The 18198-nt window shown below is 52.4% G+C and carries 15 protein-coding genes, 4 tRNA genes and 1 other RNA gene; 18 read left to right on the forward strand and 2 right to left on the reverse strand.

The window, feature by feature from the left end:
* Window positions 1–92: 92 nt before the first annotated feature.
* The 18 genes from rho (at window position 93) to EL29_RS18800 (ending at window position 15158) form a co-directional block, all read left to right on the forward strand.
* Window positions 93–1352, forward strand: coding sequence for a transcription termination factor Rho (rho, locus tag EL29_RS18715; RefSeq protein ID WP_006121431.1), 1260 nt, complete (start codon window positions 93–95; stop codon window positions 1350–1352).
* Window positions 1353–1630: 278 nt separating this feature from the next.
* Window positions 1631–2719, forward strand: a complete 1089-nt coding sequence (gene wecA, locus EL29_RS18720) for a UDP-N-acetylglucosamine--undecaprenyl-phosphate N-acetylglucosaminephosphotransferase (protein ID WP_014595000.1) — start codon at window positions 1631–1633, stop codon at window positions 2717–2719.
* 23 nt (window positions 2720–2742) lie between these two features.
* Entirely contained in the window at window positions 2743–3792 is a 1050-nt protein-coding gene (gene wzzE / locus EL29_RS18725; protein ID WP_013024053.1) for an ECA polysaccharide chain length modulation protein, read from the forward strand.
* Between the two features lie 10 nt (window positions 3793–3802).
* Entirely contained in the window at window positions 3803–4933 is a 1131-nt protein-coding gene (gene wecB / locus EL29_RS18730; protein ID WP_013024054.1) for a non-hydrolyzing UDP-N-acetylglucosamine 2-epimerase, read from the forward strand.
* Window positions 4930–6189: a UDP-N-acetyl-D-mannosamine dehydrogenase gene (gene wecC / locus EL29_RS18735; protein ID WP_013024055.1), complete on the forward strand. Its 1260-nt coding sequence runs from the start codon at window positions 4930–4932 to the stop codon at window positions 6187–6189. The genes wecB and wecC overlap by 4 nt, the downstream gene beginning before the upstream one ends.
* Complete coding sequence (rfbB, locus tag EL29_RS18740; RefSeq protein WP_014595002.1) at window positions 6186–7256, forward strand: dTDP-glucose 4,6-dehydratase; 1071 nt, start codon at window positions 6186–6188, stop codon at window positions 7254–7256. Before wecC ends, rfbB begins: the two co-directional genes overlap by 4 nt.
* A gap of 18 nt (window positions 7257–7274) precedes the next feature.
* Window positions 7275–8156 carry a glucose-1-phosphate thymidylyltransferase RfbA gene (gene rfbA / locus EL29_RS18745; RefSeq protein WP_013024057.1) on the forward strand — a complete coding sequence of 294 codons (882 nt, stop codon included), beginning with the start codon at window positions 7275–7277 and terminating at the stop codon, window positions 8154–8156.
* Window positions 8134–8841, forward strand: coding sequence for a dTDP-4-amino-4,6-dideoxy-D-galactose acyltransferase (rffC, locus tag EL29_RS18750; RefSeq protein WP_014595003.1), 708 nt, complete (start codon window positions 8134–8136; stop codon window positions 8839–8841). Before rfbA ends, rffC begins: the two co-directional genes overlap by 23 nt.
* Window positions 8828–9958 carry a dTDP-4-amino-4,6-dideoxygalactose transaminase gene (gene rffA, locus EL29_RS18755; RefSeq protein ID WP_014595004.1) on the forward strand — a complete coding sequence of 377 codons (1131 nt, stop codon included), beginning with the start codon at window positions 8828–8830 and terminating at the stop codon, window positions 9956–9958. Before rffC ends, rffA begins: the two co-directional genes overlap by 14 nt.
* Complete coding sequence (wzxE, locus tag EL29_RS18760) at window positions 9958–11208, forward strand: lipid III flippase WzxE (protein WP_013024060.1); 1251 nt, start codon at window positions 9958–9960, stop codon at window positions 11206–11208. The genes rffA and wzxE overlap by 1 nt, the downstream gene beginning before the upstream one ends.
* Complete coding sequence (locus EL29_RS18765; RefSeq protein ID WP_014595005.1) at window positions 11205–12272, forward strand: TDP-N-acetylfucosamine:lipid II N-acetylfucosaminyltransferase; 1068 nt, start codon at window positions 11205–11207, stop codon at window positions 12270–12272. Before wzxE ends, EL29_RS18765 begins: the two co-directional genes overlap by 4 nt.
* Window positions 12269–13612 carry an ECA oligosaccharide polymerase gene (gene wzyE, locus EL29_RS18770; RefSeq protein WP_014595006.1) on the forward strand — a complete coding sequence of 448 codons (1344 nt, stop codon included), beginning with the start codon at window positions 12269–12271 and terminating at the stop codon, window positions 13610–13612. Before EL29_RS18765 ends, wzyE begins: the two co-directional genes overlap by 4 nt.
* A gap of 36 nt (window positions 13613–13648) precedes the next feature.
* Window positions 13649–14389 (forward strand): lipopolysaccharide N-acetylmannosaminouronosyltransferase, encoded by a 741-nt coding sequence (wecG, locus tag EL29_RS18775; RefSeq protein WP_013024063.1) that lies wholly within the window; start codon window positions 13649–13651, stop codon window positions 14387–14389.
* Between the two features lie 158 nt (window positions 14390–14547).
* A tRNA-Arg gene (locus EL29_RS18780) sits at window positions 14548–14624 on the forward strand.
* 95 nt (window positions 14625–14719) lie between these two features.
* Window positions 14720–14795 (forward strand) — tRNA-His (locus tag EL29_RS18785).
* 16 nt (window positions 14796–14811) lie between these two features.
* Window positions 14812–14898: transfer RNA gene (locus EL29_RS18790), tRNA-Leu, on the forward strand.
* A 21-nt stretch (window positions 14899–14919) separates the two neighbouring features.
* A tRNA-Pro gene (locus EL29_RS18795) sits at window positions 14920–14996 on the forward strand.
* Window positions 14997–15028: 32 nt separating this feature from the next.
* A non-coding RNA gene (locus tag EL29_RS18800) (RtT sRNA) lies at window positions 15029–15158 on the forward strand.
* 687 nt (window positions 15159–15845) lie between these two features.
* Here the strand turns inward: EL29_RS18800 and hemY are convergent.
* A complete protein-coding gene (hemY, locus tag EL29_RS18805; RefSeq protein ID WP_014606992.1) occupies window positions 15846–17042 on the reverse strand; it encodes a protoheme IX biogenesis protein HemY in 1197 nt (398 codons plus the stop codon).
* 2 nt (window positions 17043–17044) lie between these two features.
* Window positions 17045–18178 carry a uroporphyrinogen-III C-methyltransferase gene (gene hemX, locus EL29_RS18810; protein WP_014595008.1) on the reverse strand — a complete coding sequence of 378 codons (1134 nt, stop codon included), beginning with the start codon at window positions 18176–18178 and terminating at the stop codon, window positions 17045–17047.
* Window positions 18179–18198: the final 20 nt, after the last annotated feature.

Consider the following 18198-nt stretch of genomic DNA (forward strand, 5'->3'; position numbering starts at 1 on the left):
AAAAAGTCATTAACAGAACAGGCATGGACTAACTGCCATACCATTCACGACAAACATTTCGAGTATTACCCCGAGTTTAAGAACCCATCAATATGAATCTTACCGAATTAAAGAATACGCCGGTTTCTGAGCTGATTACCCTCGGCGAGAATATGGGGCTGGAAAATCAGGCTCGTATGCGCAAGCAGGACATTATTTTCTCAATCCTGAAGCAGCACGCGAAAAGCGGCGAGGACATCTTCGGTGATGGTGTGCTGGAGATATTGCAGGATGGATTTGGATTCCTCCGCTCTGGAGACAGCTCCTACCTCGCCGGTCCTGATGACATCTACGTTTCTCCCAGCCAAATTCGCCGCTTTAACCTCCGCACTGGTGACACCATCGCCGGCAAAATCCGTCCACCAAAAGAAGGTGAGCGCTACTTTGCCCTGCTGAAAGTTAACGAAGTTAACTACGACAAACCAGAAAACTCGCGTAACAAGATTCTGTTCGAAAACCTCACGCCGCTGCACGCTAACAGCCGTCTGCGTATGGAGCGGGGTAATGGCTCAACTGAAGACTTAACCGCTCGCGTACTGGACCTGGCGTCACCGATTGGTCGTGGTCAGCGTGGTCTGATTGTGGCACCGCCGAAAGCCGGTAAAACGATGCTGCTGCAGAATATCGCGCAGAGCATTGCTTACAACCATCCAGACTGTGTGCTGATGGTGCTGCTAATCGATGAGCGTCCGGAAGAAGTGACAGAGATGCAACGCCTGGTAAAAGGTGAAGTGATCGCGTCTACCTTCGATGAACCGGCTTCGCGTCACGTTCAGGTGGCCGAGATGGTGATCGAAAAGGCCAAGCGCCTGGTCGAGCACAAAAAAGACGTCATCATTTTACTCGACTCCATCACGCGTCTGGCCCGTGCCTACAACACCGTCGTTCCGGCTTCCGGTAAAGTACTGACCGGTGGTGTGGACGCCAACGCCCTGCATCGTCCTAAGCGTTTCTTCGGTGCGGCACGTAATGTGGAAGAGGGCGGTAGCCTGACCATCATTGCGACGGCACTGGTGGATACCGGTTCGAAGATGGATGAAGTGATTTACGAAGAGTTTAAAGGCACCGGTAACATGGAGCTGCATCTCTCACGTAAGATCGCCGAAAAACGTGTCTTCCCGGCGATTGACTACAACCGTTCAGGTACCCGTAAAGAAGAGCTGTTAACCTCTCAGGAAGAGCTGCAGAAAATGTGGATCCTGCGTAAGATTATCCATCCAATGGGTGAAATCGACGCGATGGAATTCCTGATTAACAAGTTGGCCATGACCAAAACCAACGACGAATTCTTCGATATGATGAAGCGTTCTTGATCCTGTAGAGCGTCATCTGAGCAAGATGGCGTTTTTTTACTTTAAAAGATCATAAAATAGCCCTGACGCCACGTTCTGACGTGGCGTTTTTTATTTTCGGGCTATAGGATTGAGTGCTGGCAGACGTAATAATAATGACGGTGGCAGTGGTGGACGATTAACCGTTCGTGCACCTCTTCATGCCGAATTCGGAATCTGGAACGGTAACAGGCGTGATTTTTAGCGTATGGTGAGTTCCAGGATGATAGCTGAGAGCGTTTAACGTGAATTTACTCACTATGAGTACTGAGCTTGGTTTAGTTTTTATCTTTTCCCTTGTGTTTCTTTTCCTTGCTCGTAAAGCAGCTAAAAAGGTTGGTCTGGTAGACTCACCTAACTCGCGTAAACGCCATCATGGCGATATCCCACTGGTTGGCGGTATTTCTGTTTTTGCTGGCATTGCTTTCACCTTTGCCATCACTAACTATTATTTGCCCCATGCCACGTTGTACCTGGCCTGCTCAGCAATTTTAGTCATCGTCGGGGCGTTGGATGATCGGTTCGATATCAGCGTCAAAATCCGTGCCGTGATACAGGCTGCGGTGGCTATAGTGATGATGGCTGGCGCGAAACTCTATCTGTTGAGCCTGGGATTCATTATTGGTCCGGTTGAGTTAATTGTGGGGCCCTTTGGTTATGTGTTAACGCTCTTTGCCGTCTGGGCGGCAATCAATGCTTTCAATATGGTTGATGGTATTGATGGGTTACTGGGAGGGCTCTCTTCAGTGACCTTTGGCGCAATGGGCCTTATTCTCTCACTGGATGGTCAATACAGCCTGGCGATGTGGTGCTTTGCAATGATTGCCGCCATCCTCCCTTATATCATTCTCAATCTGGGTTTACTGGGTCGCCGCTATAAAGTTTTTATGGGCGATGCAGGCAGCACGATGATTGGCTTCACCATTATCTGGATTTTGCTGGAAACGACCCAGGGGCTGAGTCATCCCATTTCGCCAGTGACCGCATTATGGCTGATAGCCATCCCGTTGATGGATATGGTCGCCATTATGTACCGCCGTCTGCGCAAGGGGATGAGTCCCTTTTCTGCCGATCGCCAGCATATTCATCATTTATTAATGCGTGCCGGGTTTAGCTCGCGTCAGGCTTTCGTACTGATAACTGTCGCTGCTGCCTTACTTGCAGGCGTGGGTGTGTTGGGTGAGTACCTCGCGTTTGTTCCTGAGTGGGTCATGCTAGTCCTTTTTCTGCTAGCGTTTATGGCCTACGGCTATTGCCTGAAACACTCCTGGCGTATAGCGAGACGCATACGGCGCTTTAAGCGTCGGATGAATACTCCTGGTGATATTGATAAAGAAAAGTTTGATTAGACTTAACAAAGGATAACGCTCTGATGCGCGCTAACGTTGTGGAGAACGAACTGGATATTCGCGGCCTGGGCTGCAGCCTATGGCGTGGAAAGCGCTGGATAGTCGGCTGTGCAATCGTGTTTGCATTGGTAGCCTGGATAGCAACGCTGCTGATGAAACAGGTGTGGAGCACGACCGCGATAACAGGGCGGCCTACGGTGAATATGCTGGGATCCTACTATTCCCAGCAACAGTTCCTGAACAATCTGGATATGCGCAATAACGCTTTAACGTTAAATACGGCGTCACCTACCGTGATGGACGAGGTGTATCAGGAGTTCCTGATGCAGCTCTCATCCTGGGATACCCGCCGGGAGTTTTGGCAGCAAACCGATTATTATAAAACGCGAAAAAGCGGCAATGCCCACAATGATGCTGCCTTGTTGGACGATATGATTGATAACATTCAGTTTACGCCAGCGGATAGCGCACGAAATATTTTCGACAGCGTCAAACTCAAGGCAGAAACTGCTGCGGATGCGAACAATTTGCTGCGCCAGTATATTGCCTATGCCAGTGAACGCGCTGCACGCCATCTCAATGCAGAGTTAACGGGGGCGTGGCAGGCACGGACCAGCCAGCTTAAGGCGCAGGTCAAACGTCAGGAAGACGTAGCGAATGCGGTATTCCTGCGACGGCAACATCGGCTGGAACAGGCGCTGAAAATTGCCAGCCAGCAGGGCATTAATGAAAAGCAGACGCGTGAGGTGAGCGAAAACCTGGCTGACAGCGATCTGTTTCTAATGGGCCAGCCTTTATTGCAGGGGCAGTTAGAAACCCTGAGAGCAACCGGGCCGAGCTTTGATATCAGCTACGACCAAAATAAAGCGATGCTGACCACACTGGATGCAGGCCCGACGCTTAACAGCAAATTCCAGACCTACCGTTATTTGCGTACGCCGGAAGAGCCGGTTTCACGCGACAGTCCCCGCCGGGCATTTATGATGGTGATGTGGGGCGCGGTAGGTGCGCTGGTTGGTGCGGGCGTGGCGCTAGCGCGTCGTCAGCGTCCGATGTCAGATACACAAGATTGAGAGAAACAGTGTGAAAGTTCTGACAGTTTTTGGCACCCGACCTGAAGCCATTAAGATGGCACCACTCGTGCAGGCACTGGCACAGGACCCTGCTTTTGAATCACGGCTGTGCGTCACTGCGCAACACCGTGAAATGCTTGATCAGGTGCTGAGCTTGTTTCAGCTGCAACCTGACTACGATCTCAACGTTATGCGACCCGAACAGGGATTAACGGAGATAACCTGCCGTATTTTACAAGGCATGCATACCGTACTGCTCGATTTCAAACCCGATATTGTACTGGTCCACGGGGATACGACGACCACGCTGGCGGCCAGCCTGGCGGCTTTCTATCAGCAAATCCCCGTCGGGCATGTCGAAGCAGGTTTACGCACGGGCGATCTGGCTTCGCCGTGGCCGGAAGAGGGGAATCGTAAGCTGACGGGACATCTTGCCCGTTTACACTTTACGCCCACACTGCGTTCCCGACAGAACCTGCTGGATGAAAACCTCGCCGACGACAGTATTGTTGTCACCGGTAATACGGTAATTGATGCCTTGCTATGGGTGCGAGATCGGGTGCTGGACGATAATGAGATAAACGCGCAGCTGGCTTCACGCTATCCCTTTCTTGATGACAGTAAAAAGCTGGTACTGGTGACGGGTCATCGTCGTGAAAGCTTCGGCGAAGGTTTTGAGCGCATCTGTAGCGCTCTGGCCCAGATTGCGCGCCAGCATCCTCATGCGCAAATCGTTTATCCGGTCCATCTCAATCCTAACGTACATGAACCCGTTAACCGCATTCTGCGCGGCATTGATAACATTGTGTTGATTGATCCTCAGGAGTATCTGCCGTTTGTCTGGTTGATGAACCGGGCGTGGCTGATTCTCACCGATTCTGGCGGTATTCAGGAAGAAGCGCCTTCACTGGGTAAACCGGTTTTGGTGATGCGTGAAACCACCGAGCGTCCAGAGGCCGTCGAAGCCGGAACGGTGAAGCTGGTTGGTACGGACACGGCAAGAATTGTTAATGAGGTCAGTACATTACTTAACGATGATGAGGCCTGGCAGACCATGAGCCGTGCCCATAACCCTTATGGGGATGGCGAAGCCTGCGGGCGAATATTGCAAGCCTTAAAAGATAACAGAGCCAACTTATGAGTTTTGAAACCATTTCCGTTATTGGACTGGGTTACATTGGGCTGCCAACCGCAGCCGTTTTTGCCTCAAAGGGAAAGAAAGTGGTGGGCGTCGATATCAATGCCCACGCAGTTGACACCATCAATCGTGGTGCCATTCATATTGTCGAACCCGATTTGGATCGGGTGGTTCAGGCTGCGGTCGAGCGTGGAGATTTACGTGCTACGACGCAACCCGAAGCCGCTGATGCTTTTTTGATCGCCGTGCCCACGCCCTTTATGGCGGAGCGCCAACCGGACTTACGCTTTGTGCGTGCGGCTGCGCTGTCGATTGCGCCGGTACTGAAAAAAGGCGATCTGGTGATTCTGGAATCGACTTCTCCGGTTGGCAGTACAGAGCAGATGGCCGACTGGCTGGCCGCGGCGCGACCTGATTTGCGTTTCCCACAGCACGACGGGGATCCTGACGTCTTTGTCGCCTACTGTCCCGAACGCGTTTTACCCGGTCAGATCATGACTGAGCTGATCAGCAACGATCGCGTGATTGGCGGCATGACGCCAGCCTGTTCTGCCCGTGCGAGTGATTTGTATCGTATTTTTTTACAGGGCGAGTGCGTCGAGACAAATGCACGCACCGCTGAAATGTGCAAGCTGACAGAAAACAGCTTCCGCGACGTAAACATCGCCTTTGCCAATGAGCTTTCACTAATTTGTGCTGCGCAGCAGATTAATGTCTGGGAGCTTATTGCACTGGCGAATCGTCATCCGCGCGTCAATATCCTGCAGCCTGGGCCAGGCGTCGGCGGGCACTGCATTGCGGTCGATCCCTGGTTTATCGTGGCGCAGAATCCGGACTTAGCACGCCTGATTCGTACCGCTCGCGAAGTAAATGATGCCAAGCCGCACTGGGTGCTGGACCAGGTAAAAAAAGCGCTGGCAGACTGCCTGATGCAGACCGGAAAACGTGCCAGCGATCTGACCATTGCCTGCTTTGGCCTGGCGTTTAAACCGAACATTGATGACCTGCGTGAAAGCCCAGCCATGGAAGTGGCGCACCTGATTGCCGACTGGCATCAGGGCCGCACGTGGGTAACCGAACCGCATATTCAGCAGATTCCCGACATCCTGGCGACACAGGCCACCCTGGTTTCAACCGAGCAGGCGCTGCAGGAGGCGGATATTTTGGTGATGCTGGTCGATCACCATGCATTCCGCCGTGTTGATGCTGCGCACATTACTCAGCAATGGGTTGTTGATACGAAAGGTGTCTGGCGATGAAAAATTTTTTGATTACGGGTGGTGCCGGGTTTATCGGCTCGGCGCTCGTGCGATTCCTGATAAACGAAACAGAACATAACGTGGTTGTTGTTGATAAGTTGAGCTATGCGGGTAATCTCTCATCGCTCGCCTGCGTTACAGAGAATCCTCGTTTTAAATTTGAACGGGTCGATATATGCGATCGCGCGGCGCTCGACAGCGTTTTTAGTCAGCATCAACCGGACTGCGTTATGCATCTGGCGGCAGAAACCCATGTTGATCGCTCAATTGATGGGCCAATAGCGTTCATAGAAACAAATATAGTTGGAACGTATCAGTTACTGGAAGCGGCCCGTCATTACTGGAATGCCTTGACGGGTGACAGGAAAAAAAACTTCCTGTTCCACCATATCTCAACGGATGAGGTTTTTGGCGATCTAGATGATACTTCGGCATTTTTTACTGAGGATACGCCCTACGCCCCCAGCAGTCCTTACTCAGCAACGAAGGCAAGCAGCGATCATTTGGTACGAGCCTGGTTACGCACTTATGGATTGCCCGTCATTGTGACCAACTGTTCAAATAATTATGGTCCTTATCATTTTCCAGAAAAGCTGATCCCGCTGACAATTATCAATGCGCTTGCAGGAAAATCCTTACCTGTTTATGGAAATGGGCAACAGGTGCGCGACTGGTTATACGTTGAGGATCATGCTCGCGCGCTTTATACGGTGGTCACGCGTGGTAAAACTGGGGAAACCTATAATATTGGCGGTCACAATGAGCGTCAAAATATTGAAGTGGTTGAAACCATTTGTTGTCTGTTAGAAGAACTTGCACCAGAACGTAAACTAACAGGTCTGCATAACTACAAAGATTTGATTAGCTATGTCACCGATCGTCCCGGCCACGATCAGCGCTACGCGATTGATGCCCGTAAAATTGAACGCGAACTAGGCTGGACGCCGCTGGAAACGTTTGAAAGCGGGATGCGTAAAACCGTCAGTTGGTTTCTGGATAACGCCACGTGGTGGCAAGCTATCCTCAATGATCGCTATGACGGTGAACGTCTTGGTCTGAAAAAATAGTCAACAAAAGGAGCAGAGATGAAAGGCATCATTCTCGCTGGCGGCTCAGGGACACGATTACACCCGATAACACGTGCCGTATCGAAGCAACTCTTACCCGTCTACGATAAACCGATGATTTATTATCCCTTGTCGGTACTGATGCTGGCGGGTATCCGCGACATTTTGTTGATCACGACACCTGAAGACAAGCCCCATTTTGAACGTTTGCTAGGAGATGGCAGCGAATTTGGCTTGCGCCTGAATTATGCCGTGCAGCCCAGTCCTGATGGACTTGCTCAGGCCTTTATCATTGCCGAATCGTTTATTGCCGGAGAGTCATGTTGCCTGGTGCTGGGCGATAATCTTTATTTCGGTCAGGGTTTTAGTCCTAAATTGAAAAAAGTGGTTATGCATAATAAAGGTGCCACTGTATTCGGTTACCAGGTCATGGATCCTGAGCGTTTTGGCGTAGTGGAGTTTGATGAAAACTTCAATGCGATTTCGATCGAAGAAAAACCCTCGCAGCCTAAGTCACGATGGGCGGTAACTGGCCTGTATTTTTATGACAGTCAGGTGGTGGAGTTTGCCAAACAGGTTAAACCTTCCTCACGGGGTGAACTCGAAATCACCGCCATCAACCAGATGTATCTGGAACGGGGAGCGCTAGCCGTCGAACTTCTCGGTAGGGGATTTGCATGGCTAGATACGGGAACACATGACAGTTTGGTTGAGGCCAGTATGTTTGTGCAAACGGTCGAGAAAAGACAAGGGTTTAAAATTGCATGCCTTGAAGAGATCGCCTGGCGAAATGGCTGGTTAAGTGATGAGCAATTACGTGTTGCGGGCGAAGCGTTAGTTAAGACAGGTTACGGTCAATATTTGTTGGATCTTCTGCATGTCCGTCCTCGTCAGTATTAATCCACTCACCTGGGAGAGCCAGTTCTTCGGCTTTGACGCCGTGAGGCTGGAAACCGGGGGGGATCTGTCGCTCGAAAACGCGCTTCGGCACGCCTGCGCGCTGTTTCAAATCAAAGTGTCAGCGGAACAAACCGACATCATCGATGCGTTAAATCAGCATCAGTTTCACCTGGTGGAAGGTGAAGTGGATTTGTCGTTGACGATCAAACGCACCGAACGCCAGACTGGCATTCGTATTGCGCGGGAAGCACAAATCCCAGCATTACGCGAAGCCGCATCTCTGGCCTTCCGTCAAAGTCGTTTTCGCACGCCGTGGTTTGCGCCTGATGACAGTGCCCGCTTCTATGCGCAGTGGATCGAAAATGCGGTCCGCGGCACCTTCGATCATCAGTGCCTTGTCGCCAGTGATGAACGCGGCGCGCTTCAGGGCTTTGTCTCTTTACGTGAGGTCGAAGGCGATGCGCGTATTGGCCTGCTGGCGGTGGTGCCTGAGGCGCAGGGACAAAGTATCGGTCAGCGCCTGATGCTGGCTGCAGCGGACTGGGGCCGTGCGCGTCAGCTCGAACGTCTGCGGGTTGCCACGCAAATCAGTAATCTTACGGCGATGCGTCTTTATCTACGCAGTGGCGCGCGTCTTGAAAGCACGGCGTACTGGTTTTACAGGAGAGGTCATGATTCCCTTTAATGCGCCCCCGGTTGTGGGAAGCGAAATCGAGTATATGCAGTCTGCCATGAGCAGCGGCAAGCTGTGTGGCGACGGCGGTTATACTCGCCGCTGTCAGCAGTGGATGGAGCAACGCTTCGGTAGTGCGAAAGTGTTACTGACGCCTTCCTGTACCGCCTCGCTGGAGATGGCCGCGCTGCTGATCGATATCCAGCCGGGTGATGAAGTGATCATGCCGAGCTACACCTTTGTTTCAACCGCCAACGCCTTTGTATTACGTGGCGCGAAAATTGTGTTCGTGGATGTGCGCCCCGACACCATGAACATGGATGAAACGCTGATTGAAGCGGCGATAACCGATAAAACCCGCGCTATCGTGCCGGTCCACTATGCGGGCGTTGCCTGTGAGATGGATACGATTATGGCGCTGGCGGCACAGTATAAGCTGTTTGTTATTGAGGATGCTGCGCAGGGCGTGATGTCAGCGTACAAAGGCCGGGCATTAGGCACCATTGGTCATATCGGCTGTTTCAGCTTCCACGAAACCAAGAATTACACCGCAGGTGGAGAAGGCGGCGCGACGTTAATTAACGATGCCAGCCTGGTAGAACGCGCAGAAATTATTCGCGAAAAGGGCACCAATCGCAGTCAGTTTTTCCGGGGACAGGTAGATAAATATACCTGGCGCGATATGGGGTCCAGCTATCTGATGGCTGACCTGCAGGCGGCTTATCTCTGGGCGCAGCTGGAGTCCTCTGATCGAATTAATCAACAGCGCTTGCGCTTGTGGCAACGTTACTACGATGCCCTGAAGCCGCTGGCGGAAAACGGCAAGATTACATTGCCTTCCATCCCGGCTGATTGTCAGCACAACGCCCATATGTTTTATATAAAGCTGCGTGATGAGAAGCATCGTCAGGCCCTGATCAACTGGCTTAAAGAGGCCGAAATCCTGGCCGTTTTCCATTATATCCCTTTGCACAGTTCGCCCGCGGGCCAGCGTTTTTCACGTTTTGCCGGTGAGGACCGTTTTACTACAGCAGAGAGTGAGCGCTTATTACGTTTACCGCTGTTTTATAATCTGTCGGATAACAATCAGAGCACCGTGATCGGCTCGCTACTGAGCTTTTTTTCCTGATGTCATTAGCCAAAGCATCGTTGTGGACCGCCTCATCGACGATAGTAAAAATTGCGGTTGGGCTGCTGGTCGTCAAGTTACTGGCCATCAGCTTTGGTCCGGAAGGCGTGGGCCAGGCCGGTAACTTTCGCCAGCTCATCACCGTGCTGGGCGTGCTGGCCGGAGCGGGTATCTTTAACGGCGTCACCACGTATGTTGCACAATATCAACAGCAGCCCCGGCAACTCCGTGCGCTAATCGGCACCGCCTCGGCAATGGTGACGGGCTTCTCAGCGCTACTGGCGCTGGTCTTTTTATTGGCTGCGGCTCCCATCAGCACTGCGCTGTTTGGTCACGATCGCTATCAAAACGTGATACGTATCGTTGCCTTTCTTCAGTTTGGTATCGCGTGGGCAAACCTGCTTTTGGCGTTCATAAAAGGCTACCGTGATGCGCGCGGTAATGCGCTGGCCCTGATTTGCGGTAGCATAACGGGCGTGCTCGGTTACGTGCTGTGTTGGTGGCTGGGGGGCTATGCGGGCGCATTGACCGGGCTGGCTTTGGTACCCGCGTTACTCGTTTTTCCAGCGCTGGTGATACTGAAACGTCGTGTCCCGCTCCCCTTGAGCTGGCTGCGGCCCACCTGGCAGCCGGAAATGGCGCGTCATCTGGCAAAATACACGATTATGGCGCTGATCACCGCCGTCACCCTGCCGGTTGCCTGGGTGATGATGCGAAATCAACTGGCGGCCAGTAACGGCTGGGCGCAGGTAGGATTATGGCAGGGCGTAACCAGTATATCTGATGCTTATCTGCAGTTTATCACCGCGACCTTTAGCGTCTGGCTACTGCCGACACTGGCCCGGTTAGATAACAAAAAGGATATTGCGCGTGAGATCGGCCGGGCGTTACGCTTTGTGTTACCGGCGGTCGCGGCGGCCAGCCTGAGCGTGTGGATGATGCGTGATATCGCCATCAGCCTGTTGTTCTCCGCGGCATTTCACGACATGCGGGATTTGTTTGTCTGGCAACTCTGTGGCGATGTTTTCAAAGTCGGTGCCTACGTTTTCGGCTATCTGGTCATCGCGAAAGCCTCATTACGCTTTTATGTGCTGACCGAAATCAGTCAGTTTATTTTGCTGACGCTGTTCTCGCGCTGGCTTATCCCGTTACAGGGGGCCAGTGGGGCAGCGCAAGCCTATATGTTCACCTACGTTACCTATTTCGCGCTCTGCTGTGGCGCATTTATTCTTTACTGCCGAAAAAAATGACTTTAATTCACGTTTTGGGATCCAATATTCCCCATCACAATCTGACGGTGTTGCGTTTTTTTAACGACGTGATGAGCATCGACCAGCCTGTTACTGCACCGCGTCACTTTATGGTGGTGACATCGCAGCCTGAAAACCTCACCGGTTTTGGCGCTTTGCACATTGAAACCTTTAGCAGTAAGAAAGCGCTGGCTGAGGCGCTGTTGCAGCGGGCGAAAAATCGCGACCAACGCTTCTTTTGCCACGGGCAGTTTAACCCCTGGCTTTGGTTGGCGTTGCTGAGCGGCAGGTTACGCCGTTCTCAACTGTTCTGGCACGTCTGGGGAGCGGATTTGTATGAAGATTCACGCAGCCTGAAGTTTCGGCTGTTTTATTTCCTGCGCCGTGCTGCGCAGGGGCGCGTTGCACACCTGTTCGCCACCCAGGGCGATCTGTATCACTACCAGCAACGCCACAAGTCTGTACCGCAGTCTTTACTGTATTTCCCCACAAAGTTACCTGCAGTCGCCATTACGCCTCATCCAGACAAGACGTTTACCGTGCTGCTGGGTAATTCTGGTGACGCCAGTAACCGCCATATTGAGGGGCTTGCAGCGATCAAGGCTCAGTTTGGTGAAGATGTGCGCATTGACGTGCCGCTGGGTTATCCGCCTGACAATGATGAGTATATCGGACAGATTCAGAACGCCGCCGACAGACTCTTTCCGCAGGGGCAGGTAAGGTTACTGCGGGATAATCTTGCTTTTGACGACTATCTGGCGCTGTTGGCACGCTGCCATTTGGGCTATTTTATGTTCGAACGGCAGCAGGGCGTGGGAACGCTATGTTTGCTGATTCAGGCTAATGTGCCTTTCGTCCTGACGCGTAAAAATCCGTTCTGGCGGGATGTTACCGCGCAGCAGCTCCCTGTCTTGTTCAACGACGATGCGCTGACGCCTGATATCGTCGCAGAGGCGCGTCGGCAACTTGTGGGATGCGATAAACAGCGCATTGCTTTCCTGGCCCCTGGCTATCTGGAAGGCTGGCGAACAGCGTTGCGCCTTTGCGAAGGAGAGCCCTCATGAGTCTTATGGCATTTAGTGGTCTGCTGATCGTGTATGTGCTGTCACTGGTGACCATTGTGACCCTAAACATGCGCGAACTTAAACAGGAACGATTTAACTTCCACCTTTTTTTTACCTTATTGTTTTTACTGACCTTCTACTTCGGTTTTCCGCTAACCAGTATTCTGGTCTTTCGGTTTGATACGCAGGTGGTTTCGGCGGATTTTCTGCTGCAGGCGATGCTGTCGGCCACGGCGTTTTATGCTATTTACTTTGTCAGTTACAAGGTGCGCCTCAGGCCGGCATCCGCAGCGCCTGCCCGGCCCTGGCTACAAATGAACCGGGTCGAAACGCATCTGACCGGTGGGCTACTGGCGCTGGTGGCGGTTGCAACCGTAACGGTGTTCTTTATCCATAACGGATTTTTGTTATTCCGACTGACGGCCTATAACCAGATCTTTTCCAGTGAAGTGTCTGGCGTTGCACTGAAGCGGTTCTTTTATTTCTTCATCCCGGCGATGCTGATTCCCTATTTCTTGCATCCCACGCGCCGTAACTGGCTGCTGTTTCTCATCATCACGGTCAGCTTTGGCTTACTGACCTACGCGCTGGTGGGTGGCACGCGTGCCAATATCATTATCGCTTTTGCGTTATTTCTGTTTATCGGTATTACACGTGGCTGGATCACATTGTGGATGCTGGCCGCTGCGGGCGTGATGGCGATTGGGGGAATGTTCTGGCTGGCGCTGCGTCGCTACAATCTGGCTGTCATGGGCGACGAGGCTTTTTACACCTTTCTGTACCTGACGCGCGATACGTTTTCGCCATGGGAAAACCTGGCTTTGCTGCTGGAGAATTACCATAAGATAGACTTTCAGGGCTTAGCGCCCATGTGGCGCGATTTCTATGTGTTTATCCCAACCTGGCTGTGGCCCGATCGTCCTCTGTCAGTACTGAACAGCGCTAATTACTTTACCTGGGATGTACTGAACAACCATTCCGGACTGGCGATTTCGCCTACCTTAATCGGTTCGCTACTGGTGATGGGCGGCGTCTGGGCCATTCCGCCAGGCGCTGTGGCCGTTGGGCTGATCATCAAATCTTTCGACACGCTCTATAAGCGCGGACGCAATGAATCGAATCGTTATACCGGGGCGATTCTGCAAAGCTTTTGTTTCGGTGCCGTATTCAACATGATTGTGCTGGCGCGCGAGGGGCTGGATGCGTTTGGCTCACGTGTTGTGTTTTTCTGTATTATTTTTGCCGCCTGTCTGGGGATGGCGAAATTGCTTTTCTGGTTACTGGATCATGTCGGCCTGATTCGCAGCCGACGTGAGCGGGCGCTTCATAGCCCATCCTGATTAACCTCTGGGATCTAAGGGAAGAATTAAAAAGAGATGAGTACAGTTTCCGAAACGCCACGCTATGTGATTCGCGGCATCACGCTGTACGGCTTTGACAGCATGGCTTCATTTGTGGATTTCCTGATGCCGCATTCCGCTGTCCGGAGCGGCACGCTGGTGGCCATCAATGCGGAAAAAGTGCTGAATGCCGAGCAGGATGCAGCGCTGCGTGCTCAAATTCAGCAGGCTGAATTCAAATATCCGGATGGCATCAGCATTGTACGCTCTGTTCGCAAGAAATATCCGCAGGCCTCAGTACAGCGGATTGCAGGGGCCGATCTCTGGGAAGCCTTAATGGAACGTGCCGGACGCAACGGAACGCCGGTGTTTTTGATCGGCGGTCGGCAGGCAGTGTTGGACGAAACCTGCGATAAACTGCGTCGTCAGTGGAACGTGAATATTGTGGGTGCACAGGATGGCTATTTTGTCCCGGCGGAACGCGATGCACTGTTTGCCAGGGTTGCGGCCAGCGGAGCCAGGCTGGTAACGGTAGCGATGGGCTCTCCGCGTCAGGAACTTTTAATGGCCGAGTGTCAGAAGCACTGGCCTGAGGCGTTGTATATGGGCGTAGGCGGTACCTATGACGTGTTTACCGGTCATGTAAAGCGCGCGCCTGTAATCTGGCAGAAGCTTGGACTGGAATGGTTTTATCGCTTAATCAAACAGCCCAGTCGCCTACGCAGGCAGTTGAAGCTGGTGAAATATTTGCGTTATCACTGGCGTGGCGATCTGTAAGATCGCTGATTAACGCCAGGTTTTTCGCACGAGTAACGGCATAAATGCGTTAATTGTCGACGAAATGCACAAAGCGTAATCAAACGCGCTATTTTCTTTAAAAAGCACTAGACAGCGTGGGCGCTTATCTCTAGTATGCACATCCGCAACGGCGCTACGCGCCCGTAGCTCAGCTGGATAGAGCGCTGCCCTCCGGAGGCAGAGGTCTCAGGTTCGAATCCTGTCGGGCGCGCCATTTAGTTTGTGCGTAAGAGCTTCGGTGGTTTGAGTACCGCGTTAGTAACAAAGATTTAAATGCTGTGGGTTTGACTTGCAACATTCAGTACAGTGGTGGCTATAGCTCAGTTGGTAGAGCCCTGGATTGTGATTCCAGTTGTCGTGGGTTCGAGTCCCATTAGCCACCCCAGATTTTGCTGGGATACGCGAAGGTGGCGGAATTGGTAGACGCGCTAGCTTCAGGTGTTAGTGTCTTAACGGACGTGAGGGTTCAAGTCCCTCTCTTCGCACCAGGCAAAACAAAATAAAAAAATCGGCGAGTAGCGCAGCTTGGTAGCGCAACTGGTTTGGGACCAGTGGGTCGGAGGTTCGAATCCTCTCTCGCCGACCATATTTAAGAAACCTGTCTGCAAAGACAGTTTTTTTTCGCCTGAATAAAAGTGGATGAGAACCTCCGAAGGAGGGTTGCGCCGAGCGCAGCGAGACAACGTTGCGAACGCAACGGCCCGAAGGGCGCGTCCCGCAGGGGCGCGTAATCCTCTCTCGCCGACCATATTTAAGAAACCTGTCTGCAAAGACAGTTTTTTTTCGCCTGAATAAAAGTGGATGAGCACCGCCGAAGGCGGTTTGCGCCGAGCGTCAGTGAGACAACGTTGCGCAGGCAGTGTCGTCTTTCAGGGGCGAAAATCCGCTCAGACGGGCACGTCATTTCTCCCGGAAGTGAGTCAGAGCGGAGTCATAGTAATGGCTGTCGCAAAAATGAGACGCTTAAATTACTGTTTTAACACGGATTGACAAGTCTTTACCTTGTTTGTCGCCTGTATGCGACATCCATTGTCTGGTTTGTCGTAATAACACGACGCTCATCGCAAAGAGAAAGAACCCCAAAAAAAGCATTAAGATATAAGTGACTGATTTATAAAAATAATTAAAATAATAATAACAACTGGCATGGATTATGCAATAATTAACGCGTAGATGCTCATTCCACCTCTTATGTTTGCTTCGGCTACATAAACCTGGGAATGACGCAGAGCCAATTTTGGGTACCTGTTGTCTGCCTGCCTGTATCGCGAAAGTCTTACAGGGTTATCAGACACCACGTTGAGTCGGGTACCTCTCGGTTGTCTAACCGACCTGATCTTACACCTGCTTTTAGCAGGTGTTTTTTTTTGCCTGAAAGCGCAGACACAAAAAAACCGGGCGAGCCCGGTTTTTTACTTAACGCGATGCTGTGCTATCAGGCATCAGGGTTATTTTTCAGCGTCAGCAACAGGCCTTCACGACGCATTTTTGCCGCCTCTTCCGGACGGCGAAGGCGATCGTAAACGTCCGCCAGCCACGCGTAGTCAAAGGCGTCAGGGCGCTGAGCCAGTGCCTGCTGAAGTGCTTCCGCTGCCTGCTGCCATTCACCGTGGCGCATTAACAACTGCCCCAGGGTACTGTGCAACAGGGGCGTCGCGCCATGCTGTTTGATTTGCTGACGTAAGGCTTTTTCCAGTGCCTCTGGGTTGCCGCTCTTAATACGTGGCATCAGCAGCACCAGACGATCATCGTAATGACGTTTAAGCCCATCCAGCAAGATGTCCTGCGCGGTATCGTGGTCGTCACACTCAATCAAATGGTCAATCATCGCTACCTGCAATGATGTCTCATGGCGAGTTTTACGGCTCAGATTGCCCCACCAGCGCTTCAGTCCCTCGCTGCCCTGATCGGCCATCGCCTGGTTCATCAGGCCCAGCCAGGCCTGTTGCTGCAGCAGGGTGCGTTGCTCTTCTGTCCCGACCTCGGATTTTTCCATGGCGGGAAGAATATCCAGCAGTGCGCTCCAGGCGCTGGTGCGGACATATGCCTGCTCAGCCAGACGAAGTACTTCCGGATGACGAGGCGCGACTTCGAGCAGGCGATCGATGCTGTGGCGCGCTGCATGATCTTCATGACGCGCCAATTGAATGCGGGTACGGGTAATTTCGACCGGAATCACATCATTGCCAGCCAGCTCAGCCGCCCGTTCTAGGTGCTGGTTGGCCCGCATTTCATCTCCACGCTGTTGTGCGGCTTCTGCAGCTAGCAGGTAGTTAGCGACAGGCACATCAGCATGCTCTGCGTCTTTAGACAGCAGTTTTTCTACCTGTCTGAAATCCCCTTCCGCCAGTTTCATCAGGGCATTTTGCGTATGGCGCTGGGCACGACGACGCTTACGGCCAGTGAACCAGCCGCGGGTACGCGCGCCGGTGCGAAATAAACGGCGCAGTATCCATTCCACAGCCAGGATCACAAGCAGGCTAATAATCAGGATGATGGACAGGCCCGTCACGCTGGTTTCAACGTTCCAGTTGTCGGTCTGAATCAGCACGTAGCCCTGATGACCCGCAATCATCGGCCCCAGTACAATGCCGGCAATCAGCAGAACAAAGAGGATAAATACCTTAAGCATGATTAGCCTCCCTGCTGATTAGCGGCGGCAGAAGGCTGTGCCATCAGATTACGAACGCGGGTTTGCATCAGCTTTTCAAGCAGCGGCTGGCTCTCCAGGCTGTCGGGCAGATCCATATTGATGTTCTGCTGGCTTAATTCATCCAGCTGGGCCAGAAACGCTTTGGTTGAGGCATCATTGGTGTCATACCACGCGCGTACCCATGTTGAGACGGTTTCAAGCGACTGCTTGTAAATCTCTTCCTGGTGACGTGGTACGGCCTGAGCAGCGATGAGCAGGCGCGAGCGGATGTTCTCACGCAGATAAACATCCTGATTCGGTGCCAGCAGCGGCTGTGCGGTATTATCGCGACGGCGGATGGTAATAAAGTCATCCATAAAGTTATGCCAGCTCTTCACCAGATTCTGACGCCATTCACGAATGGAACTGGAAAGTTCACCGCTGTCGCTGTCCATAGGCGCATCATCGCTGTCGTTATCTGCCAGCCGCAGATTATCCACACCGTTTGATAACTGATTAAGTTTCAAAATGATGCCGTCATAATCCACCTGGGAGATGGCGGAGAGCGTACTGATATCCTGAGTTAACGCACGACGCACGTTCATGACGCTGGGATCGTTCATGTCTGCCAGGCTGGCATCTGCACTTTTCAGCAGCGCTGCAGCGGTGGTCACGTCCTGATCGCTCCACAATTTACGTCCGGCCAGCTTCACCAGGTAGTCAGCCTGGGCCACTAACCAACTGCGCACGTCATTACCTGAAATTGAAGCCATTTTTTCACGCAGCGTTTCCAGCTCTTTGGCCGATGCCGCCTGCTGTGACTGAGCGGTCTCTAATGCTTTTTCTGTCGCGCTCAACTGTTGGGCCAGCTGCTGTTTGTCGCTGTTTGCCTGTTTCTGCAGCGTGGACAGCTGATCACTCAGTTCCTGGTTGGTTTGTGCCTGCAGTTCGGCCTGGTGTTTATCGTTCAGGTATAACCCTGCGCCAATCGCCAGTGCGATGACAATCGCGACTGCTCCCAGCACCATGCCACCATTATTGCGATTGCGCGGTGATTTTTCCTGGGTAGAAGAGGGGCGATCAACCGCTGGTGTGGTTTCGTCAACCACGGCGGAGGTGTCTTTTTGTTCCGTCATATCTGGCACATCCCATTGTT

This window comes from Pantoea ananatis LMG 2665, assembly GCF_000710035.2.
Lineage (GTDB): Bacteria > Pseudomonadota > Gammaproteobacteria > Enterobacterales > Enterobacteriaceae > Pantoea > Pantoea ananatis.

Excerpts from the sequence above, each read along its gene's own strand:
- rfbB (WP_014595002.1), top strand. The coding sequence starts at position 6,186 with ATGAAAAATTTTTTGATTACGGGTGGTGCCGGGTTTATCGGCTCGGCG.
- wecC (WP_013024055.1), top strand. The coding sequence starts at position 4,930 with ATGAGTTTTGAAACCATTTCCGTTATTGGACTGGGTTACATTGGGCTG.
- wzxE (WP_013024060.1), top strand. The coding sequence starts at position 9,958 with ATGTCATTAGCCAAAGCATCGTTGTGGACCGCCTCATCGACGATAGTA.
- wzzE (WP_013024053.1), top strand. The coding sequence starts at position 2,743 with ATGCGCGCTAACGTTGTGGAGAACGAACTGGATATTCGCGGCCTGGGC.
- hemY (WP_014606992.1), bottom strand. The coding sequence starts at position 17,042 with ATGCTTAAGGTATTTATCCTCTTTGTTCTGCTGATTGCCGGCATTGTA.
- wzyE (WP_014595006.1), top strand. The coding sequence starts at position 12,269 with ATGAGTCTTATGGCATTTAGTGGTCTGCTGATCGTGTATGTGCTGTCA.
- rffA (WP_014595004.1), top strand. The coding sequence starts at position 8,828 with ATGATTCCCTTTAATGCGCCCCCGGTTGTGGGAAGCGAAATCGAGTAT.
- wecA (WP_014595000.1), top strand. The coding sequence starts at position 1,631 with ATGAGTACTGAGCTTGGTTTAGTTTTTATCTTTTCCCTTGTGTTTCTT.
- rffC (WP_014595003.1), top strand. The coding sequence starts at position 8,134 with ATGTCCGTCCTCGTCAGTATTAATCCACTCACCTGGGAGAGCCAGTTC.
- wecG (WP_013024063.1), top strand. The coding sequence starts at position 13,649 with ATGAGTACAGTTTCCGAAACGCCACGCTATGTGATTCGCGGCATCACG.
- hemX (WP_014595008.1), bottom strand. The coding sequence starts at position 18,178 with ATGACGGAACAAAAAGACACCTCCGCCGTGGTTGACGAAACCACACCA.
- rfbA (WP_013024057.1), top strand. The coding sequence starts at position 7,275 with ATGAAAGGCATCATTCTCGCTGGCGGCTCAGGGACACGATTACACCCG.
- rho (WP_006121431.1), top strand. The coding sequence starts at position 93 with ATGAATCTTACCGAATTAAAGAATACGCCGGTTTCTGAGCTGATTACC.
- EL29_RS18765 (WP_014595005.1), top strand. The coding sequence starts at position 11,205 with ATGACTTTAATTCACGTTTTGGGATCCAATATTCCCCATCACAATCTG.